General features: G+C 41.3%; 16 protein-coding genes. 6 read left to right on the forward strand and 10 right to left on the reverse strand.

The window, feature by feature from the left end:
• Positions 1–91: 91 nt before the first annotated feature.
• From ACPZ3T_RS29150 to ACPZ3T_RS29165, 4 genes are all read left to right on the forward strand, one after another.
• Positions 92–1,834, forward strand: a complete 1,743-nt coding sequence (locus ACPZ3T_RS29150) for a DUF8741 domain-containing protein (RefSeq protein WP_490272911.1) — start codon at positions 92–94, stop codon at positions 1,832–1,834.
• 48 nt (positions 1,835–1,882) lie between these two features.
• On the forward strand, positions 1,883–5,797 hold the full coding sequence (locus ACPZ3T_RS29155) for an Eco57I restriction-modification methylase domain-containing protein (protein WP_490272912.1): 3,915 nt from the start codon (positions 1,883–1,885) through the stop codon (positions 5,795–5,797).
• Positions 5,798–5,814: 17 nt separating this feature from the next.
• Positions 5,815–6,603, forward strand: coding sequence for an Rpn family recombination-promoting nuclease/putative transposase (locus ACPZ3T_RS29160; RefSeq protein ID WP_490272913.1), 789 nt, complete (start codon positions 5,815–5,817; stop codon positions 6,601–6,603).
• A gap of 104 nt (positions 6,604–6,707) precedes the next feature.
• Positions 6,708–12,077, forward strand: a complete 5,370-nt coding sequence (locus ACPZ3T_RS29165) for a DEAD/DEAH box helicase (RefSeq protein WP_490272914.1) — start codon at positions 6,708–6,710, stop codon at positions 12,075–12,077.
• A gap of 61 nt (positions 12,078–12,138) precedes the next feature.
• Here ACPZ3T_RS29165 and ACPZ3T_RS29170 read toward each other — a convergent pair whose 3' ends face one another.
• The 6 genes from ACPZ3T_RS29170 to ACPZ3T_RS29195 form a co-directional block, all read right to left on the reverse strand.
• Complete coding sequence (locus tag ACPZ3T_RS29170; RefSeq protein WP_490272915.1) at positions 12,139–12,648, reverse strand: TniQ family protein; 510 nt, start codon at positions 12,646–12,648, stop codon at positions 12,139–12,141.
• A gap of 29 nt (positions 12,649–12,677) precedes the next feature.
• Entirely contained in the window at positions 12,678–13,484 is an 807-nt protein-coding gene (locus ACPZ3T_RS29175; protein ID WP_490272916.1) for a TniB family NTP-binding protein, read from the reverse strand.
• A 3-nt stretch (positions 13,485–13,487) separates the two neighbouring features.
• Positions 13,488–15,452 (reverse strand): TnsB C-terminal domain-containing protein, encoded by a 1,965-nt coding sequence (locus tag ACPZ3T_RS29180; protein WP_490272917.1) that lies wholly within the window; start codon positions 15,450–15,452, stop codon positions 13,488–13,490.
• A gap of 167 nt (positions 15,453–15,619) precedes the next feature.
• On the reverse strand, positions 15,620–15,901 hold the full coding sequence (locus ACPZ3T_RS29185) for a helix-turn-helix domain-containing protein (RefSeq protein WP_490272918.1): 282 nt from the start codon (positions 15,899–15,901) through the stop codon (positions 15,620–15,622).
• Positions 15,902–16,355: 454 nt separating this feature from the next.
• Complete coding sequence (locus ACPZ3T_RS29190; RefSeq protein WP_490272919.1) at positions 16,356–16,967, reverse strand: hypothetical protein; 612 nt, start codon at positions 16,965–16,967, stop codon at positions 16,356–16,358.
• Between the two features lie 73 nt (positions 16,968–17,040).
• Positions 17,041–17,271 (reverse strand): hypothetical protein, encoded by a 231-nt coding sequence (locus ACPZ3T_RS29195; RefSeq protein ID WP_490272920.1) that lies wholly within the window; start codon positions 17,269–17,271, stop codon positions 17,041–17,043.
• A 50-nt stretch (positions 17,272–17,321) separates the two neighbouring features.
• Between ACPZ3T_RS29195 and ACPZ3T_RS29200 the strand changes: the two genes are divergently transcribed.
• Complete coding sequence (locus ACPZ3T_RS29200) at positions 17,322–17,738, forward strand: biotin carboxylase (RefSeq protein ID WP_490272921.1); 417 nt, start codon at positions 17,322–17,324, stop codon at positions 17,736–17,738.
• A gap of 49 nt (positions 17,739–17,787) precedes the next feature.
• Here the strand turns inward: ACPZ3T_RS29200 and ACPZ3T_RS29205 are convergent, their stop codons facing one another.
• From ACPZ3T_RS29205 to upp, 3 genes are all read right to left on the reverse strand, one after another.
• Positions 17,788–18,066 (reverse strand): YggT family protein, encoded by a 279-nt coding sequence (locus tag ACPZ3T_RS29205; protein WP_490272922.1) that lies wholly within the window; start codon positions 18,064–18,066, stop codon positions 17,788–17,790.
• A 145-nt stretch (positions 18,067–18,211) separates the two neighbouring features.
• Positions 18,212–18,562, reverse strand: a complete 351-nt coding sequence (locus tag ACPZ3T_RS29210; RefSeq protein ID WP_490272923.1) for a ssl2009 family thylakoid membrane protein — start codon at positions 18,560–18,562, stop codon at positions 18,212–18,214.
• A gap of 209 nt (positions 18,563–18,771) precedes the next feature.
• A complete protein-coding gene (gene upp / locus ACPZ3T_RS29215; protein WP_490272924.1) occupies positions 18,772–19,422 on the reverse strand; it encodes a uracil phosphoribosyltransferase in 651 nt (216 codons plus the stop codon).
• A 509-nt stretch (positions 19,423–19,931) separates the two neighbouring features.
• Here upp and crtH point away from each other — a divergent pair.
• The gene (gene crtH / locus ACPZ3T_RS29220) at positions 19,932–21,449 is read left to right on the forward strand and encodes a carotenoid isomerase (protein WP_490272925.1); all 1,518 of its coding nucleotides are present in this window, start codon (positions 19,932–19,934) and stop codon (positions 21,447–21,449) included.
• Positions 21,450–21,653: 204 nt separating this feature from the next.
• Here the strand turns inward: crtH and ACPZ3T_RS29225 are convergent, their stop codons facing one another.
• Positions 21,654–24,995, reverse strand: a complete 3,342-nt coding sequence (locus ACPZ3T_RS29225; protein WP_490272926.1) for a PAS domain S-box protein — start codon at positions 24,993–24,995, stop codon at positions 21,654–21,656.
• Between the last annotated feature and the right edge of the window lie 626 nt (positions 24,996–25,621).

Here is a 25,621-nt window from a genome sequence, read left to right on the forward strand (position 1 = left end):
TACTTTCCAAACATCCTCTAAGGAATATAAACAATTATTCGATGATGTCTACAGCTTTGCTCGTGGGCTAGTAAAAACTACCACAAACGACATGAGCTATGCCCAGCGTCGGGGACGTTATTGGTCAGCCTTGGCGTTGATTCGTTGTGTAATGTCTTCTCCAGCCGCCGCAGTAGCAACATTAAACCGTCAGGTGAGTAAATCAGGCGACGATAGTTTACTTGCTGATTTAGACGAAGACTTAATGAGTTCTTACGTTTACGACCCTACAGACCAGGAGCAAGCTGTTGATGCGACTCCGACTGTAGTTATAGAACAAGGACAGCAAAGCTACGGCGATACAGATAAGCGTAAACTCCGAGCTTTTGTGCAAGCAGCCCAAAAGTTACAGGGTGATAAAGACCAGAAATTACAATCATGTATTGCTTCCATACAAACCCTGATTTCAGAAGGTTTTAACCCGATTATTTGGTGTCGCTATATTGCCACAGCAAATTATGTTGCTGATGCTCTCAAGCAAAAACTAGAAAAGAAAGGGAGCCAAATTCGAGTCATTGGTATTACTGGGGAACTTTCAGAGGATGAACGAGAAATTCGCCTGCAAGAGTTAAAGTCATATCCTCAAAGAGTTTTAGTAGCTACCGATTGTTTAAGTGAAGGGGTAAACCTGCAATCTCACTTCAGTGCTGTGATTCACTACGATTTACCCTGGAACCCCAATCGCTTGGAGCAACGGGAAGGCCGTATTGACCGCTATGGTCAAACTGCAAGCCAGGTTAAGACATTGCTGCTTTACGGTTCAGATAATCCGGTGGATGGTGCAGTTTTGGACGTGCTAATTCGTAAGGCTGTACAAATTCACAAGACCTTGGGAATTACCGTTCCCGTACCTATGGACAGCACCACAGTGTCGGAAGCTGTTTTTAAATCTTTGTTTGACCGCGCTCATGATGCGGTGCAATTGTCTTTGTTGGATTTGCTAGATGAACAAGAATCTGCTGTTGAGCAAGTTCATAAAAATTGGGACAAAGCTGTAGAGCGAGAAAAGATTAGCCGTACCCGGTTTGCTCAACGCTCAATCAAACCTGCGGAAGTAGAGCAAGAACTAATTGAATCTGAGCAAATTCTTGGTAGTGAACAGGATGTGCAACGGTTCGTATTGTCAGCCGCAAATCGCCTATCTTGTTCGTTAACCAAGAAAAAACAAGGTTGGTTACTGTCTACAATTCCTAATTTTCTCCAGCCTGCACTGGGGGATAAGCCGCGCTTGTTTACGTTTACAACCCCTGCACCAGAAGGGGTGGAATATGTGGGGCGAAATCATCCATTAGTAGAAGGTTTAGCGCGTCACATTATTGAAGATGCGCTCTCAAATAATCAAGACCCTGTAGCAGCGCGGTGTGGTTTTACTACGACCGATACTGTCACCAAGCGCACGACTTTACTGTTAGTGCGGCTACGGCATTTGTTAAACAGTCCCAAACACCAAAGTTTGCTGGCGGAAGAGTGTGCAGTAGTTGGGTTTACTGGCCCACCATCTAATCCTATTTGGCTGACACCAGAGGAAGCAAAATCTTTGCTGGAACAAGCTAACCCTGTGGGCGATGCGCCTCCAGGTATCAAACAAGCAGAAATTGAAGAGTTGCTCAGTCAAATCACAGAGATTGAGTCTGATTTAGAACTATTTGCTAGAGAACGATCGCATTCTCTTTCCCAATCCCATCGGCGAGTCAGAGCTATGACCCAAGAAGGGCAGATTCAGGTTAAACCCCAGCTACCAATGGATATTCTGGGCGTTTACATTCTTCAGCCGGGAAGAATTCGTAATTCGTAATTCGTAGTTCGTAATTTTTTAGACAACATTTAATATTAGGTGTGAGAGATGAGTGTAGCAGGGATTACATTAACAGGCGTTCAGATTGAAGGTAATTTGTTAGCAGCAGATATGACTGCTGAATTGCTGGCGGGTAATCTGAAAGGGCAAGCACCAGAAGATTTTGGTTTTAGTAAAAGCGACAAACTAGCAGATGAAATTGCGATCGCTTGGGGTGATGCTAAAGCTTATTGGGCAGCATTTCAAAGGCAATTAGACAGGTTAGATGCTGATGACACCGCCACCAGCGTTACCCGCGAACTGTGGGTAGTTCCCTTGCTACGAAGTCTCGGATATGACCCAGTTTATACTGCAAAAGCCGAAGTGGTGGAAGGACAAACCTATGCGATTTCCCATCGTGCAGAACCAGGAGAGAATAAGCCACCTATCCACATTATTGGTTGTCGCATCAAAGTAGACCATCGTCCTCCCAGTGGCACACCCAGGTTATCAGCACACGCATTGGTGCAAGAGTATCTTAACAAGACAGAACATCTGTGGGCGATCGCCACTAATGGATATCGCTGGCGGTTACTGCGTGACTCTTCGTTGATGACTCGTCTTACCTACATCGAGTTTGACTTAGAACAGATTCTCAACGGTGAGAACTTTGCTGAGTTTGGGCTATTTTATCGGTTGTTTCACCGTTCCCGCTTGCCTGAAGGTGTGGATGATGCGGATAAGTGCTTGCTGGAATATTACCACCAAGAAGCACTGCAACAGGGCGGACGAGTACGCGACAGACTCAGAGATGGGGTAGAAAAAGCACTAATACAGCTAGGCACAGGTTTTCTCCAGCATCCAAGTAATGACAATTTGCGGCAAAAGCTAACTGCTGGTAAAGAGTTGACAGATATCGGATATTATCGTCAACTGTTGCGGCTAATTTATCGTCTGCTGTTTTTGATGGTGGCAGAGTCGCGCAATTTATTATTAACTGGTGAGGATGTAGAGAAAGCGCGAATCTACCGAGAATATTACAGCATTGAGCGGCTACGAGAGTTAGCCGAGCGTCCCCATTGGCGGCGGGAAGGCTTTCAAGATTTATGGCAGGGTTTGCGCGTAACATTCCTGCTATTTGATGAGAACTGGAGAGGAAGATACTTAGGATTATCACCACTAAATGGCGATTTATTTGGTTCCTACACTCTGCCAGCTTTAGATGATTGTGCGATTGATAATTACGATTTACTTGTAGCGATTAAGCACTTGTCATTGTATCAAGAAAAAGGACAAGTAAGACGAGTAAATTATGCTGGGTTAGACATCGAGGAATTAGGCAGTGTGTATGAAAGTCTCCTTGATTTTCATCCTCAAGTAATACAAAATCAAGGAATATATGAATTTGATTTAGTACCAGGAATAGAACGTAAAATAACTGGCGCACACTATACACCACCACAACTTGTACAACAGCTTATAAAAATCTCATTAGAACCAGTTATTGAAACAAAATTAAAATCAGTAAAATCTACAGATAATCACGATTTATTGCAAGCACAGGAAGCAGCATTATTAAGCATAAAAATCCTTGATACAGCCTGTGGCTCTGGCCATCCACTATTGGCTGCTGCACGTCGATTAGGAAAAGAATTAGCAAAAATTCGCACTGGGGAAGCAGAGCCAGGTACTGAACCTCTAAAATTAGCGATTCGAGATGTCATCCAAAACTGCATTTATGGGGTAGATATAAATCCCTTAGCGGTTGATTTATGCAAAGTCGCCTTATGGATTGAAGGCTTTTCTCGCGGTTTTCCTCTTAACTTTTTAGACCACAGAATTAAGTGTGGTAACTCCCTTGTGGGAGTGATGAATTTAAGTTGTTTGGATGCAGGAATACCTGATGAAGCATATAAAGCAGTTACAGGTGATGATAAAACAATATCAACACAATTTAAAAAGCGGAATAAAAAAGAACGCGAACAAAAAGGACAACTATCAATTGATGAGAAATTAAAAACCGATAGCGTAGATTATGCAGAAAAGTGGCGACAGTTGGGGATAATTCCTGAAACCACACCACAAGAAGTTAAATATAAGCAAAAGCAATATCAAGAGAATCTGCAAGAATCTAGTTGGTGGTTGGAATATTCTGCTTGTAACTTATGGACAGCAGCATTTTTTATGCCATTAACTGAGCATAACTTGCAGTTACTACCTACAACTGAAGCATTAAACCGTTTAAAGCGTGAAAAAGTACAAAAAAATGCCAAATCAGACGATAATTATGAGCTAATAATTACGAATTACGAATTAAGTAAGGTTGTAGATGCAGCAAATAAGTTAGCTGAAGAAAAGCACTTTTTTCACTGGTGTTTAGAGTTTCCTGAAGTATTTGATGCAGGTGGATTTGATTGCGTTTTAGGAAATCCACCTTGGGAGCGGATTAAATTGCAAGAAAAAGAATTTTTTGCTTCTCAAAGTGCGGAAATTGCTAACGCCGTAAATAAAGCAGCACGGGAGAAGTTAATTAAGGAACTACCGAAGAAAAATCCTGAATTAGCACAAGCTTTTGAAGATGCGAAACATGATGCTGAAGCACAAGGTAAATTTATTCGGGAGTCGGGTAGATTTCCTTTAACTGCGGTGGGAGACATCAATACTTATGCTGTTTTTGCTGAGACTACAAGAAAGTTAATTTCTTCTGAGGGTAGGGTTGGGGTAATTGTTCCTACCGGAATTGCAACTGATGACACTTGTAAAAAGTTTTTTGGAGATTTAACACAGAAACAGGCTTTAGCCAGTCTGTATGATTTTGAAAATAGAGAGGGGTTATTTACGGCTGTAGATAGTAGGATGAAATTTTCTCTACTAGCTATTAGTGGTAAACCAATAAAACAAGGTAATTTTGCCTTCTTTTTGACTCAGGCTAAACAACTAGATAATCAAGCTCGTCTATTCCAGCTTTCACCTCAAGACATTGCCTTAATTAATCCTAATACTCTTACTTGTCCAGTTTTTAGGACTAGCCGAGATGCAGAATTAACCAAAAAAATATATCAATTTGTTCCTGTTTTGGAGAATGAGAAAACGGGAAGTAATCCTTGGGGTATTTCATTCATGACAATGTTTCATATGTCCAATGATAGTGGATTGTTTAAAAATGAGGCAAATAATGATTTAGTTCCTCTTTACGAAGGAAAAATGGTTCAGGCATTTAATCACAGAGCAGCAAGTGTTATCACTAATTTTCAAAACTTGCAACGCCTTGGTCAGCCAGTTGAAACTCAAACAGAACAATATTGTGATCCAAAATATTTCCCTAAACCTCAATATTGGGTTAGTGAGAAAGAAGTTTGTGCAAAACTACCACAACCATCATCAAATTATTCAATTGGATTCAAGAGTGTTACAAGCCCAACAAACGAGCGAACATTTATTGCTACAGCTTTACCATTTTCTGGTGTTAGTAACTCAATGCCACTTATACTAGCAAATTTTAAAATTCATTTGTTAGCTTGCTGCTTACTAGCAAACTTAAACGCTATTATCTTTGATTTTGTTGCCAAACAGAAAGTCGGAGGTGTGAATCTTAACTTTTTCATAGTCAAACAACTCCCTGTCCTTCCTCCAAAATCCTATACCCAAGAAGACATCAAATTTATCAGCACTCGCGTACTCGAATTAGTCTACACTGCTTGGGATATGCAACCCTTCGCCAAAGATATGGGATACGACGGCGAACCCTTCATTTGGAATCCCAACAGACGAGCATTATTAAGAGCAGAACTAGACGCATATTACGCCAAACTTTATGGACTCACCCGTGATGAACTGCGATATATTCTCGACCCTGCGGATGTCTACGGTGAAGACTTCCCCAGCGAAACATTCCGCGTTCTAAAGAATAACGAAATTAAGCAGTTCGGTGAATATCGCACCCAAAGATTAGTGCTAGAAGCATGGGATAGAATGTTTTCATAATTCGTAATTCGTAATTTATGAAAACAGATGCAATTTTCTATGAGATATTTAAAGAATTTCCCCAAATTTTCTTTGAAATTATTGGTAGGACTGAGACTAACACCAATATTTATGAGTTTACTTCACCAGAAATTAAACAAAAAAGCTTCCGATTGGATGGTGTCTTTTCCCCTCTTGATGAATTTATTCATGAACCACTGTACTTTGTAGAGATTCAATTTTACAAAGATGAAGAGTTTTATGACCGACTGTTTACAAGTATATTCCTTTACTTTACACAATATCAGCCAGCTAACCCTGACTGGTTTGCAATAGTTATTTATGACAAACGCAGCAATGAACGTACCTATCCTCAACGTTATCGTTCCTTGTTGGAACCTCATCTACGTCGCTTTTACCTAGATGAACTTGACGACGCACCAGATAATTCTCTAGGAATAGGAATTGTACGCTTAGTTGTAGAGAGTGAAAATAAAGCCGGAGAATTGGCTAAAAACCTAATTGACAAAGCTAAGGAGGAATTGACAGACACTCTCATCCAAAGAAAAGTTTTAGAATTTATAGAGACAATCGTAGTCTACAAGTTTCCTAACTTAAGCCGCGAGGAGATAGAAACCATGCTGAATTTAAACTTGTTGAAAGAAACTAGAGTTTATCAAGAAGCGAAAGAAGAAGGTAAGGAAGAAGGAAAACTGGAAACCAAATTTAAAATGATACCAATTTTGCTGGAACTAGGACTAAGTGTTCAACAAATTGCTGAACGTTTAGAACTAGATGTGGAGGAAGTAAGAAAAGTTGCAGGATAACAATAATATTTTGTTATTTTCCGTGTCTATAACGGGAAACATAGTAGATAGGGTGCGTTAACGAACCAACGCACCCTATTTATTAATAGTTAGAATCAAATTATATGAAAATCACTATAAAATTACAAGAATTATTACAGCAACCTGAAAATGCAATTTTACCTATTAGTAATTTATTAGGACAAAAATTAGCTTTGCTAGATTGTACAGGAGTTGTAGCTGTTACACCAGAGCAATTAACTTTGCTATTTACAAGTATTCCTCAAAATTGGGATATACAAGAAATTGAAGAAATCTTCAACTCTTCAACTATCACTCCAGCCTTTAACCACCAACTCCAAGAATGGATTAACCAACGCTTAGGACGCACCCCACCCCCATCATCAATTACGAATTACGAATTACGAACTACGAATTATCTTGATATTTTTAATTTCCGCAACGAAGTAATTGGCGACTACCGCCGCTATATTGAAAGCTTCCTTAAAATCCGTGACGAAAAAGTAAAAACCTTTGTCGATAACGAGTTAGAAAAAGGTCAACTCTGGACTGACCCTTTAGTGCAACTTAACCCTAAATATCGTCCAGGTGCATCTGTCGCCACATTAGTACAACAAGGAGTTCTCCATCCAGACTGTAAACGCTATTTCTCAAAAGATGGTGAACCTTTTACCTTCCACTACCACCAAAAACAAGCCTTTGAAACTGCACAACGTCAAGAACACTACGTTGTCACCACAGGAACGGGTTCGGGTAAAAGCCTAACTTATGTTGTTCCCATTATTAATGATTTGCTTCACAATCCTGAAATTAAGGGAGTTAGGGCTATTTTGGTTTATCCCATGAATGCCCTAATTAATTCTCAAGAAGAAGAATTAAGAAAATTTCTCAAACAAGTACCTAACACCCACATTCGAGTTGAAAAGTATACAGGGCAAGAAAAACGAGAGAAGAAAGTCGAAATTCAAAACAACCCGCCGCAAATCTTACTCACAAATTACGTGATGCTAGAGTTAATGCTCTCTCGCACTCACGAAGATAAATTAGTAGAATCTCCCGATTTAAAATTCCTCGTACTAGATGAACTGCATACTTACAGAGGACGGCAAGGTGCAGATGTCAGCATCTTAATTCGCAAACTTCGGCAACGCTGCGGAAAAGCCAAGCAAACATCAAACAATTACGAATTACGAACTACGAATTACGAATTACTCTGCATTGGTACTAGTGCCACCATGTCTTCCGAAGGTTCCCGCCAACAACGCCGTCAGGTAGTCGCAGATGTTGCTAGTAAATTATTCGGTGTGGAAATTCAATCCAGCAACGTCATCGATGAAACTTTAGAACGTTCCATCCAAAGTGCTGCACCCACCACAGAAAAATTGCGTGAAAGCATTATCGAAGGTTTACGGCCAAAGTCCGAACAAACCTTAGAGGCTTTTCAACAGCATCCCTTGAGCCACTGGGTAGAGATGAACTTTGGTTTAGAAGAAAAAGAAGGTCATCTCGTCCGCCGTACACCCATCACCCTAGAAGCAGGTGCAGAACAACTCGCAAATCAAACCCAACTGGACGAGGAAACTTGCTTAAATATCCTCAAGCAGATATTTCTGTGGGGAAGCAAAACTAAGGGGTTGGCATTCCGCCTACATCAGTTTATTTCCCAAGGGGGTAGCGTTTACGCCACCATAGAAAATCGCCACCAACGACTTCTCACCCTGGAAGGTCAATACACAACCACCGAAAACCGCCTGCTTTATCCCCTCGTCTTTTGTCGAGAATGCGGACAGGACTATTATGTAGTGCGCTACGATGCGGAAAAAGATATTGTACTGCCTCAATTACCCACAGCCTTAGATAGTCTTGATAATGAAGACATCAAGGAAGGCTACCTAACTCTTGATGAACCAGGACTTTGGGATAAAGAAGACGAAGAGAGACTTCCTGACTCATGGTTTAAAGAAACTAAAAAGCAAGGGCGTATTCCTGACAAAAAATATGCAGCTTTTATTCCTCGCAAATTGCAAGTTCTCCCCAACGGTAAAGTCATAAACTCTGTATTAGAGGGAACAACTTGTTGGTTTATTCCTAAACCCTTTCTTACCTGTCTTCACTGCGGCGTATTGTACGACCAAAAGAAAAATGAATTTACCAAACTTTCTCGTCTGAGTAGTGAAGGACGTAGTACCGCAACTACCCTACTTTGTCTTTCTAGCGTCAGTCGCCTCAAGCAAGTTTTCACTGACGATAAAGCCAAAGCCGCGAAAATCCTCAGCTTTACCGATAACCGTCAGGATGCTTCATTACAAGCAGGACATTTCAATGATTTTGTCCAAACCAGCTTCTTGCGGGCAGCTTTGAATAGTGCGATGCAAGAAAATCAACAATTAACTCACAAAGCACTGGCGGCAGAAGTTGTCAAAAAAATGGGTTTATCCCAAGCAGACTATGCGCGTCAAGTTGCCGAATTTGGTATTGGGAAACGCAAGAATGAAGAAGCTTTTAGTAACTTAATTGAATATCGACTATACGAAGATTTACGTCGCGGTTGGCGAATTGTTCAACCTAATCTAGAACAGTGCGGTTTATTAACCATAGAATACGCCGAACTATTAGCAACTTGTGAAAATACTCAACTCTGGCAGAAATACCGCCATCCCATTTTACTGCACGCCTCACCTGCACAAAGATATTTTGTCATCAAAACCTTTCTTGATCACCTGCGGAAAAAATTGGTTATCGATGCCGAAATTTTACAGAAAAACGGCATAGAACAACTACGGAAGGAAGTATCTCAAGCACTAAAAGACCCTTGGACAATTGATGCTTTTGAATATTTACACGAAGCTGCTTGGGCAAGCCTCAGCCCCACAGAAAAGAAAGGTAAATCAAGAACAATTAGGCTAACATTTCGTGGCGAAATCGGACGTTTTCTGCGTTCTAGTCGAGCATGGGACTGGTTGCATAAACCTTTATCAGAAGCAGATTATAACGAATTAATTAATGCTCTAGTCCATGCTTTAGCAGATGCAGGTTACTTATACAAGAAGCAAGAAGAAGTTCAGCTAAAAATTAATTCAATGGTCTGGGTCGCCTCAAAATTAAGTGAGATTCCCCCCGACCCTTTAAATTCCCGTCGTTTACAAGGTAGCGACAGAAATACTTCAGTCAATCAATTTTTTCAAGACTTCTACCAAACTAACGCCCATCAAATTAAAGCACTAGAAGGGCGAGAACATACCGGACAGGTCAAAAACGAAAAACGCCAAAAACGAGAAGATGAATTCCGTCATGGCAAATTAGCGGCTTTATTTTGTTCCCCAACAATGGAATTGGGGATAGACATTTCCGACCTCAGCGTTGTTCATCTGCGAAACGTTCCCCCCAGCCCAGCCAATTACGCCCAACGCAGTGGTCGCGCAGGAAGAAGCGGACAGGAAGCTTTAGTAATTACTTATGCTTCCATTGGTAGCGGTCACGACCAATATTTTTTTAAACGTCAAAGTCAAATGGTGGCTGGTGTCGTCGCCCCACCCAAATTAGAACTAGCCAACCAAGATTTAATTACATCTCATGTGTATTCTATTTGGCTGGCACACACTGGCTTAAACTGGGAAAATTCCATGAACCAAATTCTGGAGTTAGATTCGCCAGACTGTCCGCTAAAACAAGATGTGAGTGAGAAAATCAAGCTAAGTCAGGAAAAATTAGCCAAATGTCTCGCAGCTACAAAACTAATTTTATCTGATATATTCTGCCAAGACGACCTGAAGAAAACCTCTTGGTACTCGGAACATTGGTTACAATTCACCCTAGAAAATGCACATAATGCCTTTAATCAAGCTTGCGATCGCTGGCGTAGGCTGTATAAAGACGCACAGGAACAATTAGAAACAGCCCGCGATAGCATGAGTCGTTACACGAGGGGCTACGCTACCCAAGAAGAACGAGATACTGCTAAAGCCCAAGAGAAAGAAGCACTACGGCAAATCGACCTGCTAGTGGGACAAGTCGAAAGCAACAGCAATAATCAGTTTGAATTTTACCCTTATCGCTACTTTGCTGCCGAAGGATTTTTACCAGGATTTAACTTCCCGCGCTTACCAGTCCGGGCATTTATTCCTACAGACGAAGGCGGCGAATTTATTTCCCGCCCCCGCAGCGTTGCTTTAAGAGAATTTGCACCAAGTAATGTTATTTACTACGAAGGCAGTAAATTTATGGTGGCTAAAACCAAAATGCCTGTTGGTGGTGCTGATTATCAACGAGTAAATGTCTGCTTTAAATGTGGTTATTTCCATGAAGGGATAGCCAGTAACCGCGACACCTGTGAGAACTGCGGCGCAAAACTTGCCGATAGTAACAACAATAAGGCTTTACTTACTCGCTTATTATCAATGGAAACTGCGATCGCCTGGAGACGAGAACGCATTACCTGTGATGAAGAAGAACGCCTGAAATACGGTTACAACGTCACCACTCACTTCCGTTACGATAAGCAAAAACGCCAATCAGCCAGAGTAAAAATTGCCGATGGCACAGAATTACTCCGATTAACCTATAGTGCTACAGCTGACATCTGGCATATTAATCGCGGACTTAACAAGAAAAAAAGCGAAGAACGTGGATTTAAACTCGATATCAAAACTGGTATTTGGGGCGAAGCCAGAAATGACTCGGCAAAAGATAGCATTCACACCGACGTTAACTTAATGGTGAACAACACCTGCAATATCTTAGTTGTGGAACCATTAAATGTACCCACAGACAACAGAGAAGCTTTTATTACCACCCTACAGTACGCCTTAGAAACTGCCATCCAAGCAGTGTACAAATTAGAAGCCGACGAACTCGACTCCGAACGCTTGGGGGACGGTAAATATTTGCTATTCTGGGAGGCTGCGGAAGGCGGTGCTGGTGTCCTTTCTCAACTATTAGAAAAGCCCGAAGCTTTTCAAAAAATTGCCGATGCAGCTTTAGATATTTGCCATTTCCAAGAAGCTAAAGATAGCTGCGTTCAAGCTTGCTATGAATGCTTGCTTTCTTACCGCAACCAATTCGACCATGCTTTGATAAATCGTCATCTCATAAAACCCTTACTTGACGAACTGCAAAACAGTACAGTGCAGATAGAAGGGATATGTCGTGATGAACAGTATCAACAACTGTTACAACAAACAGATCCAAATTCCCAATTTGAGCGCATAGTTTTAACAGCAATTTATCAAGGCGGATATAAACTACCAGATTCTGCACAAGAATTAATTCCAGAGGCGAACTGTAAGCCAGATTTTCTTTATAAGGAAGATGGCATTGCTGTTTTCTGTGACGGTTCAGTTCATGACAGCCCTGAGAAACGTAGACAAGACAAAATTGTGCGAGAAAATCTTAAGCACAATACCACTTACCATGTTCTTGTCCTCAGACATGATGAAGATTGGCAAACAGAGTTGACCAAACTAGCAAGTTTGTGAGTGGTTGTAGAGTTTTAGAGTGCGATCGGCCGTATTTACATACTCTAAGCTGAAGCAAATTTCAAAGACGCTTCTGACGCTTCGCCATCTTTGCAAAAGGCAAAAAGCAGTGGGTGCATTCACCTTGCGCCCAATCTGCGGGAATTGGGAAAGGAGTTTCACAGTTAGTACATTTCGTTAATAAGCGTAAATTGTGGCGATCGCATTTCATTTTGTCCTTATACTGCCACTCAATTCGATGATAAGGCTCTTCTGCATAGCAGACAGCACATAATTTAATTGGGCGAGGCTTCATAGTCATTCCCTTTAGTGGCAGCGTCCCTTTGATTTTTTCGACTTCCACCTCAACAAACCTTGCTAATGACTCTAAGTCTTGTTGAGTTGGGAATGGGTTTAGGTAAAGTTTTTTCCATCTTGTTACTATTGCACCAACTCCCGCTTCTCTACCAACTTGATACCCAGTTAGTAAATTTGCTCTCTCAAAACGGCCTAAAAAGTGGCTTATACTTTCCCCTGGTAATGGTTCAACGATATTTATCCAAGCTTCAAAATTATAGACTTCTTCTGGCATCTGGATTGATAACTTTGATGATATGTCTTTTAGCTTGCCACTAATGAATAATCACCTTCAATACTATCTAAAAGTGACTTATCAATTTTATTAACACCAGATTCTAATGCTTTAACTGCTGCATCTCTCAGAATTTGGTCTAGTAATCTAATTTGCCCAGCAGTTTTTTCCTGTAAAATAGTTATGATTTCCTGATTCTCTGCTAAATTTGATGGCTTAGGCAATTTTAGAATTTGCTGTTCCCAAACCTTTACAGTTTTTGTAAAGTTAGCCCCTGATAGTTTTTCAAAACTAAAGTAAGATGCAAAACGTCCAGCGACCTGCTCATCTTTACTAATTAACGTGTCAAGTCGGCTACTTGTACCCACCAATATAGGAATAATCTTCACTTTATCAAATAAGTCTCTTACATCTGGCAATGTTTTAAATTGAAGTCTATGAGCCTCATCAATAATTAATATTTCCACTTTACATTGTTTAATAAAATACCATGCTCTTTCTCTTAACTGAGTTTCATTGCCACCTTTCGCCTTAAATTTCAGAGTTTCAATAATTGTTTTAAATAAAAGCGATGGACTACAAGAACTACCTGTTAACTCTATATATAATACAGGGACAACTGGGTTTTGATTTGGAATTTTAACCGATCTGTTTTGGTAGGTATAAAAAAGAGAAGCTGTAGTTTTGCCCAAACCTGACTCTCCTACTGCCCTTCCAGGTTTTCGTAATTTTCGCCTTTCATCTAACCAAGCACTAAATCTTTTTACTTGTTCGATATTTAAAATATCTGGCTGTCTAAGACGCTCAATTTCTGTTTGGAGTTCTTCGGTTGTCATAATTTATAAACCTAGCTCTTCACGCAATAGTTTGAAACCAACTTTTTCTATTGGCTCATCTGCTTCAGGTTGAGAAGATAATAACTCAACCTGTTCATTTTTATTTTCTTTCAAAACTTGTGGTCTTTGCTCTAAACGTTGTTCTTCAGAACGACGGCGTTCAGCTTTAGTTTTATTCTTTTTCTGTTTTAAGAAGTTTCTGCGTCTAATAGCTTCTTCTAAGATGGAAATGTTATTGATGCCTTTGCCAGTATTTTCTGCTTTTTTACGTGCATATTTAACTTCCTCAATTGACAGTCTTTCTGCTTCTAAACCAACAGCATAGGCACGGGCTAAAAATATTTCTTTATTATTTTTGCGACCATATACTAGAACCATAGTGATGTCTCTGGGGTCGAACCTTAAGATAACTTTTTCTCCTGCGTAAGCTCCTAAATTTTCTCCCCTATAACGAAGACCAGAAAAATTGAGATAGCCATTGTCATATACAACCCGCTCGGCTGCCTTCATTAAGCAAATGTCAAGCTCTCTATCGTTCAGCAAAGTAGGAGGTCTTTGCACTCCTTTCTCCCAACGCTCAATTCGACTTTGTTTGGGAGTTAGAGGGTTGGCTTGACTTCGGGCATCGGGCTTTTGGTTATAGCTATCAACGATGTAACCAACAATTAGTTTTTCCAGTTCAGGAAGACTTATACAAGCTTTTTCTTCAGCTCCCTCCGGCCGGTCTTTGACACTTGACCCCGTGTAACCTGGCATTTCAGAAAGTAGACCACTCATGGTTCTAAATGGTCGCTCTACAATACCGCCATCTGAAGGTTGACTTCGCAGTATTGGTTCAAAATCTAATTCGTTAGCAATCCATTCCACTAAATGTTTAGAGCGAAAATCTTTACCACCATCTGTATACACATATTTAGGTACACCGTAAGCACTCCACTTACATCTAAGTTCGTACTCAGAACTATAACGTTTTGGCATGATTGCATTACGCAGTGCCAAAGCGACAACTTGAGAACTGGGTGCAGCAAAACCTAGACGGAACCCTACAATACAGCGAGAGTAACAATCTATTACCGTCGTTAATTGAGGACGACCTATATCCTCACCATCTTCGTCTACTAATATAATGTCAGCTTTAGTATGGTCTATTTGCCAAACCTGATTAGTGTATTTAATCGATATCTCTTGGCCATCACGGGTTTTGATTACGTGTTCTGAACCATGCCACCCAGGGCTGCGGCTAGTGCGCGACTTATGCCTTTTCTCCTCGACTGGTTTGAGCCATCTTTCTACTGTTCTAGTGCTGGGAGGCTTGCCATACTTTGACCAATACTTAAAGCCCTCTGCTTTTTCCTTAATTTTTATTAGCTTCTTTAATTCCCAATCTAAATCTTCTCCCCGCAATCCCTGACTTTCTAACCTTGATATTTCTGCTTCTAATTCTTTTTTGGCAAATTCGTAAGCTGTAGTCTCAATTTTCTCGGCGACCTGAGTGCGAGTCATGCGATCGCTGCCTTTATTACCTTGTTTATAAATGTTGAGACTCAAGTTATACCAGTATTCGCTTTTTCGCACCTGTCCTTTGTCTGCTCTAGGAACTTCCGCTAAAGCAGCTAGACCTTTTTCTTCCCAAGATTTAATCAAACGTCTAACCGTTCGTTCTGATTTACCCAGCTTTTTGGCTGCTTCCTTCAATTTTTCACCGTAAGTTAAGCGATCGCATGGTTCACGTAAATTACGAATTATCTCTAGTTTTACTCTTTGTTCTCCTGAGAGCCTGAGTTCTGAGTCCTCTAAGTATCTCTGATCCAGGAACTCAACTGATTTATCTTCTGCTATGGAGTTCTCATCTTCACTCAATGATTCAACTTCCATTGACAAGTCGAGTAGGTCTGCATCCTCATCATCCAAAAGGAAGTCATTTTCATCTTCTAGTTCAAACTGGTTATCTACATCTAAATAACTCATAGATGTGATTTATCTTTGATTATTTGGATACATTCATACTACGCTGAAACAGCGAATAATTGACACTTAATTTTTCGCTAAATTAATAATTGTCATCTAATAAGTCGCAGTTGTTTAAAAAAGTCATGTAATTTGTCGCCAAAGACTGAATTAGCTTGACTCAGCTTTCATTGCTGAAAACTATTGATATATATGGATTTCCAGTTAAGATAATGCTGTGACAAATAATTTGTCGAAGTGGTCAAATAATTTGTCGCTCTACAGCAATCTAAAGCCTGACAAATGCCATTTAACCTTTCTGGGGCTAATCGTGGCATTTCGTCAACCTTACGTAGCCTGTACACCGAATTTTCAGTTATTCCTAACGCTTCAGCTAAATCCTTATTCCTCACTCGCTTTCGCGCCATCACTTCATTTAATTTCCAGCGAATCACTTTATCCATAGGCATATCACTACATCCCCAGTTTAGTGGCTGTGAGGCGTAGATTTCTCTACTCGTGAATATTTTGCTTTTAGCGTAGATTTATCTACTTTAAAGCTTTATTAATCTACACTTGAAGTATTTCTACGCCAGGCGTAGATTAATGAGTAGACAAAACAAAAGCGATCGCCCTCCGGGAAGAGACTGCGATCGCCTTTTGTTATACCAATTCGTAATACTCGCAAAGCGAGTTCGCGGAGCGTTCTCGGAGAGTAGCAAGCTACGTAATACTCGCAAAGCGAGTTCGCGGAGCGTTCTCGGAGAGTAGCAAGCTACGTAATTCGTAATTAAAAAACTTAGATGCAGCAAGGCTTTGAGGGTTTACATCTGTATCAGTTTTTTCGTGAAATGGTATTAAACCCCATTCACGAGATTATTCATCATGATTGTACAAGATGGATTTGATAACCACACCTTTTAATTACTTTTTTGGCCAACGCCAATTGAAACGATTCCACTCATAGATGCCTTGAATTTCGTACTCAGTACCGTTATAAAAGCGGACAATGCAGTTAGTAGAGGTATCGTCACTATGATGAATTTCCTCAATTTTAATCACGATGGAGAGAAACCATTCTCGCTTGCAGGGGCCATCGTTCTGTACCCATTCCCATAGGCCATTGGAAACTTCGATGCGATCGCCTACTCTTAGTTTTAGTGCATCCTCAAAATAAGCATATTTGTCAAAATGATACGACTCCACACGATTTAGCCACTGTAAACCATAGCGTTCTCGAATAAATTGCACTTTACCTGAGTCGTTGTTATGCAGCCAGTCGTTTAGTAACTGCACCTTCCAAGTGCGGTTTTGTTGTTCCTCTAGCTTGACAAACTCTAAAAATATTTCTAGTTCCTCTGGAGTCAGTTCATCTAAAGGATTAGGAGTATCTGACTTCTGAGATTTAGATTTTGTGTGAATTTCCTCGACCAATTGTAATAAAATCTCTTTTTGCTTGTCAGTGAGAGGACAGCTCGCTGCATCACAACGATTAAAAGCTGCTTGCAAAGCTGTTGCGATCTCATCTGGTGTCATAATTTAATAATAATCGAGGGTCTGATTTAATAATTATTACAAAAGTTAAATAGAAGTTTCTAGTCATGGGGTATTAGACATTGGGCATGGGGCATTGGGCATTGGGCATGGGCGTAAATATTGCTCCCTTATATCCCCTGTCTCCCTTGTCTCCCCTGTCTCCCTTATCTCCCCTGTCTCCCTTGTCTCCCCTGTCTCCCCTGTCTCCCTTGTCTCCCTTGTCTCCCCTGCTCCCCTGCCCTGCTCCCCCGCTCCCCTGCCCCCCTGCTCCCCAGTCCCCATCTTTCCTTGCTACCTTATACACTTATGCCAAAGAAAATCAGAATAACACCTAACTTTAATTACCCAAGACTGATGACAGCCATCTTGATTTCCTGTCTCATACTCGTAATCTCATGGGTATGGACTCCTGTGGCTGTAGCGTTGACACAAATTAAACTCTCTGACTTATCTTACAAAGACTGTCCACCAGAATTAGCACAAGGGGCTGTGATTAGTAGTGGTAGTGCGCGGGCTAATTGCTTTATTGTCACTGGCAAAGCCCAAAATAGCACGTATAAAACCGTCTACGATGCAGATATCTATGGGCGCATCTATGATGCCAACAATGACCCTATATTACAAAATCGTAGCCGTCTAGGTTCTATTTCAGAAGTGCCACCAGGCACTAGTGATTTTGAATTAAGAATTTCTGTACCTGCAAATCAGCCTTTACCTCTAAAGCTGAAGCAGTTTAAAGCTTCCGGGTTTAGCGCACAAATTCGTAAATGAAAATTATTAAGTAGGGTGGTGTAATCCACCCTACGAAACTGTTACGCTTTTAGAATGCTCTGACCAAACTGAGAAGATAAGGACTGCTTAGAAGGTTAGTAACTAAATTCAACAGCACAAAGGCGAGGATGGGTGAAAAGTCCATGCCACCCAATGGGGGAATAATTGAACGGAATAAATTCAGATAGGGATCTGTGATTTGGCTTAAGGCTGCAAATGGTTGATTATACCAGTTGACTTGCGGAAACCAAGTTAATAAAACCCGAATAATTAGCAAGTAGCTGTAAATAGTTAAGAAAGTAACTAACGTAGTAATCAGTAAATACATGGATGGTTAAGTTTCCTACTAGGTGTTAAAAGCGGTCTTACTATAGATTTTAATTTAGTCTAGGTCATGACGTATGCACAGAGCTACCGCATTAACCGCCATGATTGGGCAGTGGTGAGTTGTGAGTTGTGTCCATCCAACCGCTTTAAGAATCTTGGCTTAGGGAACGGTCATTAACAGATGAACTAGAGCCGCCGTTGACATTACCTAAATGCTTCCTGACTTCATCGATGGTGGCATTTAATTGAGCAATCTTATCTTCTAGCGATCGCCTTGCTGTTTCCATTTCCATCCCTTGATTCTCTGAGGATATCATCTGACGGCGTTTGGTTGGTACTTTCTTATTTTCTGTGGAGGAGTTCATTAGTTCTGTGCCTTCTTCCACCATTTCTTCATCCCGACGAGAAGCAATCACAGCACCTAAAATTCCCCCCACTACACCACCAAATATCGCCCCTGCAAAAAAACCACTAGCAAAACCATCACGTTGACTCATAATTCTATCCTCTTAAAGCAACTTAGCAAGTTTTTAGATCAGTTGATTTACCAAAACAAGTTAGTTTTAATCCTTATGGGACGCTACCGCGTAGCTTGCTTCCCCTGAGGGGTACGCCGTGAGCCTCAGCCCAACGCTAGAAACCCCACAAGCAAGTGGGTGGCTGCATTTAATTTTGAATTTTGAATTGTCCCTAGCTGCATACTAACTTATGTGCCAAAGATGCGATCGCCTGCATCTCCTAATCCCGGTACAATAAACCCTTGACTATTGACTGTCTCATCAATAGTGGCAGTGTAAATAATTAATTCAGGATAAGCTTGGCTCAATTTCTGTAAAGCTGGCGGTGCAGCCACTACACAAACAATCCGTATTAAAGCCGGATCAACTCCCCGCCTAATCAATTCTGACATAGCTGTCATCATTGAACCACCTGTAGCCAACATCGGATCAGTAATTAACACCCTAGTTTGGGGGTCAAATTTTTCTGGTAATTTGTTGAGATAACAAGCAGGTTCTAAAGTTTCCTCATTTCGCACCAAACCCAGATGATAAATCGACGCTAAGGGTAGTAAAGTTTGCGCCCCTTCTAATAACCCCAAACCTGCCCGTAAAATCGGTACAACTGCCACAGGCACTTGTGGATTAACCACTGTCCCAGGGCAGCTATCCAAGGGAGTTTGTAGCATGATATCTTGTGTCGGCAACCATTCCCTCGCCGCTTCATAAGTAAGCCAGCGTCCTAACTCAGTCATCGCACTGCGAAATAAAACCGCAGGCGTAGCAGCATCACGGGCAACCGCCAGCCAATGCTTAATTAAAGGATGGGGGGGAACATAAACACGCAACTGTACCGCCATAGTTCAAAATCGCCGCTTCTTACTCTACAAGAACTGAAACCTCATCATACTCTTTCCTGGGAAGTCAAAATTCAAAATTAAGGAATTTAGGGACATGGGGCATGGGGCATTGGGCAATTCAATTTTGGATTTTGGATTTTAAATTTTGGATTGGATTTCAATCTAAAATCCAAAATCTAAAATCTAAAATTCTTTCCCCTGCTCCCTGCTCCAAATTATTGCAATAAATTTTCATTAATAGTTGACATCTATTCTCAACCAAGGTTATATTATTATCAGTGTTCTCCTCTCTTTAAGGATCGGCAGACGGGATTAGTCGGCGGTAGCAGACTCGTCCCTCTTTTTTATTTATTTAGGTAGTTAAAAGAACTTGCTCAAGATGTCTGGATCAGCATTTGCCTGATGGCAATTAACCGAGATCAATCAATTAAAAAAAATCTATGGTTGATATGAATAGGAGTAATATATAATACAGATTTCTCCGTTAATTTCTGGTAATCGCTGCTCCTATGTCTACCACTTTTAGCACTACCCCATCTGTATTTGACGTAATTATAATTGGCTCTGGTATTGGTGGCTTAGTAACAGCAACCCAGCTAGCCGCCAAAGGCGCGAAAGTTTTGGTACTGGAGAGTTATTTAATTCCTGGGGGTAGTGCTGGTTATTTTGAAAGTGAAGGATATCGCTTTGATGTGGGAGCATCGATGATCTTTGGCTTGGGAAATAAAGGCACAACAAATTTACTTACCCGCGCCCTCCAAGCTGTCAATACTAGCATAGATACAATTAGCGATCGCGTCCAGATTCATTACCATTTACCCCAAGGTTTAGACCTGAAAGTTGATCGGGTTTATGATAACTTTTTGCAAAATCTTATTGCTTACTTTCCTCATGAAGCAAAAGGGATTCGTCGTTTTTATGACGAATGTTGGCGGGTGTTCAATTGTCTCAACAAAATAGAGTTACTGTCTTTAGAAGAACCTCGGTATCTGCTGCGGGTATTTTTGCAGCATCCTTTAGCTTGTCTTGGGTTACTCAAGTATCTGCCTCAAAACGCTGGAGATATAGCCAGGCGTTATATTAAAGACCCCCAATTACTACAATTTATCGATATGGAATGTTACTGCTGGTCTGTAGTTCCAGCCGATATGACACCCATGATTAATGCTGGGATGGTCTTTTCTGATAGACATTACGGCGGTGTTAATTATCCTCAAGGCGGTGTAGGACAAATTGCTCAAAAGCTGGTAGAAGGTCTAGAAAAGAAAGGAGGTAAAATTTATTACCAATCCAAAGTAACCAGAATCCTCACCCGTAAAGGTCGTGCTGTGGGTGTGCAAGTAGCTAGTGGTGAAATTTACCTGGGTAAACGCATAGTATCTAATGCTACACGTTGGGACACATTTGAAAAATTACTACCTGTAGAGAAAATGCCCCGTAATGAGAAAAATTGGCAGCAACGTTATACAAAATCGCCGAGCTTCTTGAGTCTGCACATGGGGATAAAACAGTCAGTTTTGCCGGCGGGGACAGAGTGCCATCATATTATTTTGGAAGACTGGCAAAAGATGATGTTACCAGAAGGCACGCTATTTGTGTCTATTCCTACCTTGCTTGACCCAGATTTAGCACCAAAGGGACATCATATCATTCATGCCTTCACACCGCACTGGATAGATGATTGGCAAGGAATGTCTGCCAGGGAGTATGAAGCGAAGAAAGAAGATGCAGCATGGCGAATTATTGACCGACTAGAAAAGATTTTTCCTGGTTTAGATGCGGGTTTAGATTATCTCGAAGTAGGAACACCGCGCACCCATCGCCGTTTTTTAGGGCGAGTAGATGGAACTTACGGGCCAATACCCAAGCGCAAGTTATGGGGGTTATTAGGAATGCCCTTTAATCGCACATCAATTCCAGGGCTTTATTGTGTTGGTGACAGCACATTTCCCGGTCAAGGCTTAAATGCTGTAGCGTTTTCTGGCTTTGCCTGCGCCCATCGAATTGCGGTAGATTTGGGGTTGTAATGGGCATTAGGCATATCAATTCAAAATTCAAAATTCAAAATTCAAAATTAAAGAATTTTGGTTATGGGGCATTGGGCATTGGGCATTGGGCATTGGGCATTGGGCATGGAGGTAAAAATCTACCTTGTCTCCCTTCCCTTGTCCCCCTTGTCTCCCTTGTCTCCCCTCTCTCCCCTGCCCCCTGCTCCCCTGCCCCCTACACCCCTACACCCCCACACCCTCCGACACTGGTAGCCGGACTGTAAAAGTTGCCCCTTTACCTAAACCTGGGCTGTCAGCTGCAACTGTACCACCGTGGAGTTCGACAAAATGGCGAACAATTGCTAGCCCTAGTCCTAGTCCCCCCTCTGCTCTTGTGGTTTTAGAGTCGGCTTGGCGGAAGTATTCAAAGACATGGGGTAAAAATTCGGGTGTAATACCTTTACCTGTATCAATTACCTGAATTTGGGCTTCAACTCCTACCTGTTGTAAACGGACTTCTACTCGTCCCCCTGGGGGTGTGAATTTGACGGCATTAGAAAGTAAATTCCAGATTACTTGTTGTAAGCGATCGCTATCTCCCATCACTGGGGGTATATGATCATCTAATAATGTGTGTATCTGAATTGATTTAGCATCTGCGGCTAAACGCACTGTCTCTAGGGCGGCAATAATAGTGCTGGGTAAATAGACTCGGCGAATATTCAAATTCAGCTTACCCCGAAGAATCCGGGACACATCCAGCAAATCATCAATTAATTGTGTTTGTAATTTAGCGTTGCGTTCAATGGTTTCTAGAGCTTGATTGATGGTATCTTCACTATATTTGCGGGTGCGGAGTAATTTAGCCCATCCCAAAATCGGGTTGAGGGGAGTCCTGAGTTCATGGGAAAGGACGGTAAGAAATTCATCCTTGACGCGGTTGGCTGATTCCGCAGATGCACGGGCTTTTTTTTCAGCTTCGTAAAGTTGGGCGCGGGCGATCGCTTGGGCGCATTGTTGTGCTAAAGTGAACATAAATCTTTGATCTTCCGCGCTAAATATTTGTTCCTTAGCAAAGCTCAAAGCCAACACCCCAATTGTGTGCTGTTCAACTATCAAAGGAATACAAGCAAAAGCACAATTGCCTGTGAGGGATGGTACATTGGCGATAGCTGGATATTTACTAGCTAAAGTGGTAACATTTTCTAAAAAAATCGGCTCTCCAGTTCTGGCAGCTTCCGCTATGGGAACATTATCTGTGATGGGAAAACTAGCCCAATTGTCTCTAACCGATGTAGGATAACCAATAGCTTCTATAATCTTGAGAGATTTCCCATCTTCCTCTAATAAAACCACAGAACCAGCAGAACCGCCTAAAGCATCGATTCCTTGATTAACTACCACATCAGCCACTTGTTGAGGAGTGAGGGCTTCGGAAAAGGCCGCAGTGATATTTTGTAGCCTAGCGGTGCGACTTACAGCCATTTCTGCGGCTTGTTTTGCCTGTTGAGTTTCTTGGTAGAGTCTGGCATTATCAATGGCTGTAGCTGCACGACGGGCAATATCTTCGGCTAATGCTAAGTCTGGGGGTTGATAATATCGGACTGATTCACCGATGACAAAAGAAATTACCCCAAACAATTGATATCGTGAGTAGAAGGGAATCACCATTAAAGAACGTATTCCCAGACTTTGCAGTAGTTGTAGGTGTTCTGCATCTCTAGCTATCTCTACTAACAAAGAATCTGGTAATTGCGAATAAAAAACGGATTTTCCTTGCAGGATAGCTTGGCGGAATGGATGGTTACTGTGATTAGTAGTGGGATAGCGGCGTTGAATTTCTGCCAAGATTTCGGATGTTTGGGGATTACTAGAGGCGATCGCTACCCGTTTAATTGACAAGTCTGGTTGTAAAATATCTACAGTACACCAGTCTGCTAGAGTAGGGACTGCTAACTTCGCTACGTTATTCAACGTCACCTCATAATCTAAAGAAGCCGCTAATGTGGTGCTAGCTGCAACTAAAAAATTTTGTGCTGCTTGTGCTTGTTTGCGTTCACGGAGTGCGGCTTGCCGTTCGCTAATATCCTCTACAATTCCCAAAGCATATTGTGGTTCTCCCTGCTCATTGCACACGGCGGATGAAGTCAGATTTACCCAGACAATAGAACCATCTTTGCGTATATATCGTTTCTCTAGCGAATAATAAGTGATCTCTTGTGCTAACACCCGTTCAGCTTGATTACAGTCTGTTACCAAATCATCAGGATGGGTAATGTCCTGAAAATTGATCTCGATTAACTCATCCTGACTATAACCTGTAAGTTCACATAGTGCGGGATTGACTTGCAGGAATCGACCATCTAAACTAACCAAGGCAATACCTAAAGCCGCCTGGTTGAACATTACCCGAAATCTCGCTTCACTCTCCCGCAATGCTTGCTCAGTTTGTTTCTTTTGGGTAATATCTAGTCCAGTTACACCTACTCCTAACAATTGCCCATCTGGTAAACAAACTGGATAATAACTCACCAGTCCACAACGATAAACCCCTGAGGGATAAGTTTCTCCCATGACTTCTTGATTCAGTAATGGTTTTTTCGTTACCATTACCTCACGTAAAATTGGCTCTATTTGATTAGCCCAATCTGGTAGTATTTCCCTAACAGTTCGCCCCAGATGTTGACTTTGGGGTACACCATTAATTAGAGCTAGTGCCTCATTAGCATAGACATAACGCAGTTGTGCATCTAAAAAAGCTAGAGCTACAGGTGAACTAGCTAACCAAGCATTCAGTAACGCTAAGGATTCTTCTTTCTGTTGAATGGCTTGTTGCAAGTTTTCCCGCAATTTGGCTTTTTCTTGCTCTGCTTGCTGACGTTCCGTAATGTTAAGTGCGGTACAAGTGATGCCTTGAATCTGACCATTCACTTTCAGAGGTTCTACTAGCAAATCATAATACAAAGCCTGGCCGTGGACTATTACACACACCTCTTCACGAGCAGAAACATCCCTCTCTAAGACTTTGCGCTTAATTATCGTCAGTTGTTCTGCTATGGGAGACGGAAATAATTCATAGTCAGACTTTCCCAAGATTTCTTCAACAGTCGCCCCACCTTGGGGATTATGAATCCACTGATAGCGTAAATTTAAATCTTGCTGAAAGACTACAATTTCTGAGCTACTTAATGCTAATCGAAACCGCTCCTCACTGGCTTTGAGTTTATGCAAGTTGACTTCATCTGCGCGCTTGGCATTGCTTAAAGCAACGCACAACATGGTTAAGAATAATCCTTGCAAAACAAACAATGCCAGTTTTACTAAACTGGCAATATCAAAAGAGAGTTCATATTGGGGACGAAAAAAATAATAATTGCTTAGTAATACAGATAAACCAATTGCCAACAGCCCCGCATTCCAACCCCCATACCAAGCACTGACGATCACAGCACTAAAAAATAGTATAAAAGGAGTGCCACTCATTTCTACCCAAGGATCTAGCATGAGCATTAAGACTAATGCTAACGTAACTGTTAACACAGCTATACCAAGGCGTAATAAAGAATAACTCGCAATATAGGGCATGAAAATTTACGACAGCCAATACTGATTGTAGAAGCTTTACATACCCTAAGCTAGTTTGCACGATTTTGTAATTTATCTCTAGATAGATTATTTTGTTAGCTAAAAAGACTTCTTTAGCTAGATGCTAAATCTAGATTTATTAAAACTGAATGAAAAATGTATTTTTAAAATTGCAACTTTTCGGAAATTTTAAAAAAATAGATATTACACATGATAAAGTGAGTACTAACTTGATTCTAAGAGATAACTTATAAAGTAAACGTTAAATTGTGGACTACTTTATCGCAACCCTCAACGCACCGAGAAAGATGGTGCGTTACGGCTAATTCTCAGAGGATGTTTAGAAAGTCATCAAGGATACTAAAAACCCCTCTCCAAACCTCTCCCCTACAAGGAGAGAGGCTTTAAAACCCCCATTCCCTTGTAGGGAAGGGGGGCTAGGGGGGTTAGGTTAGAGAGAGTTTGGTGTTAATAACAATACTTTTCAAACATCCTCTCAGTGTCTTATACCAATTTTCTATGAAGATGCACCAAATAAATGATGTAGAGACGTTGCATGCAACGTCTCTACAGCACAGAATAAAGCGCATCTATGGCTACGCCAGGCAAGCTACATCAAGAAACGG

It is taken from the genome of Aliinostoc maniaoense, assembly GCF_058172895.1.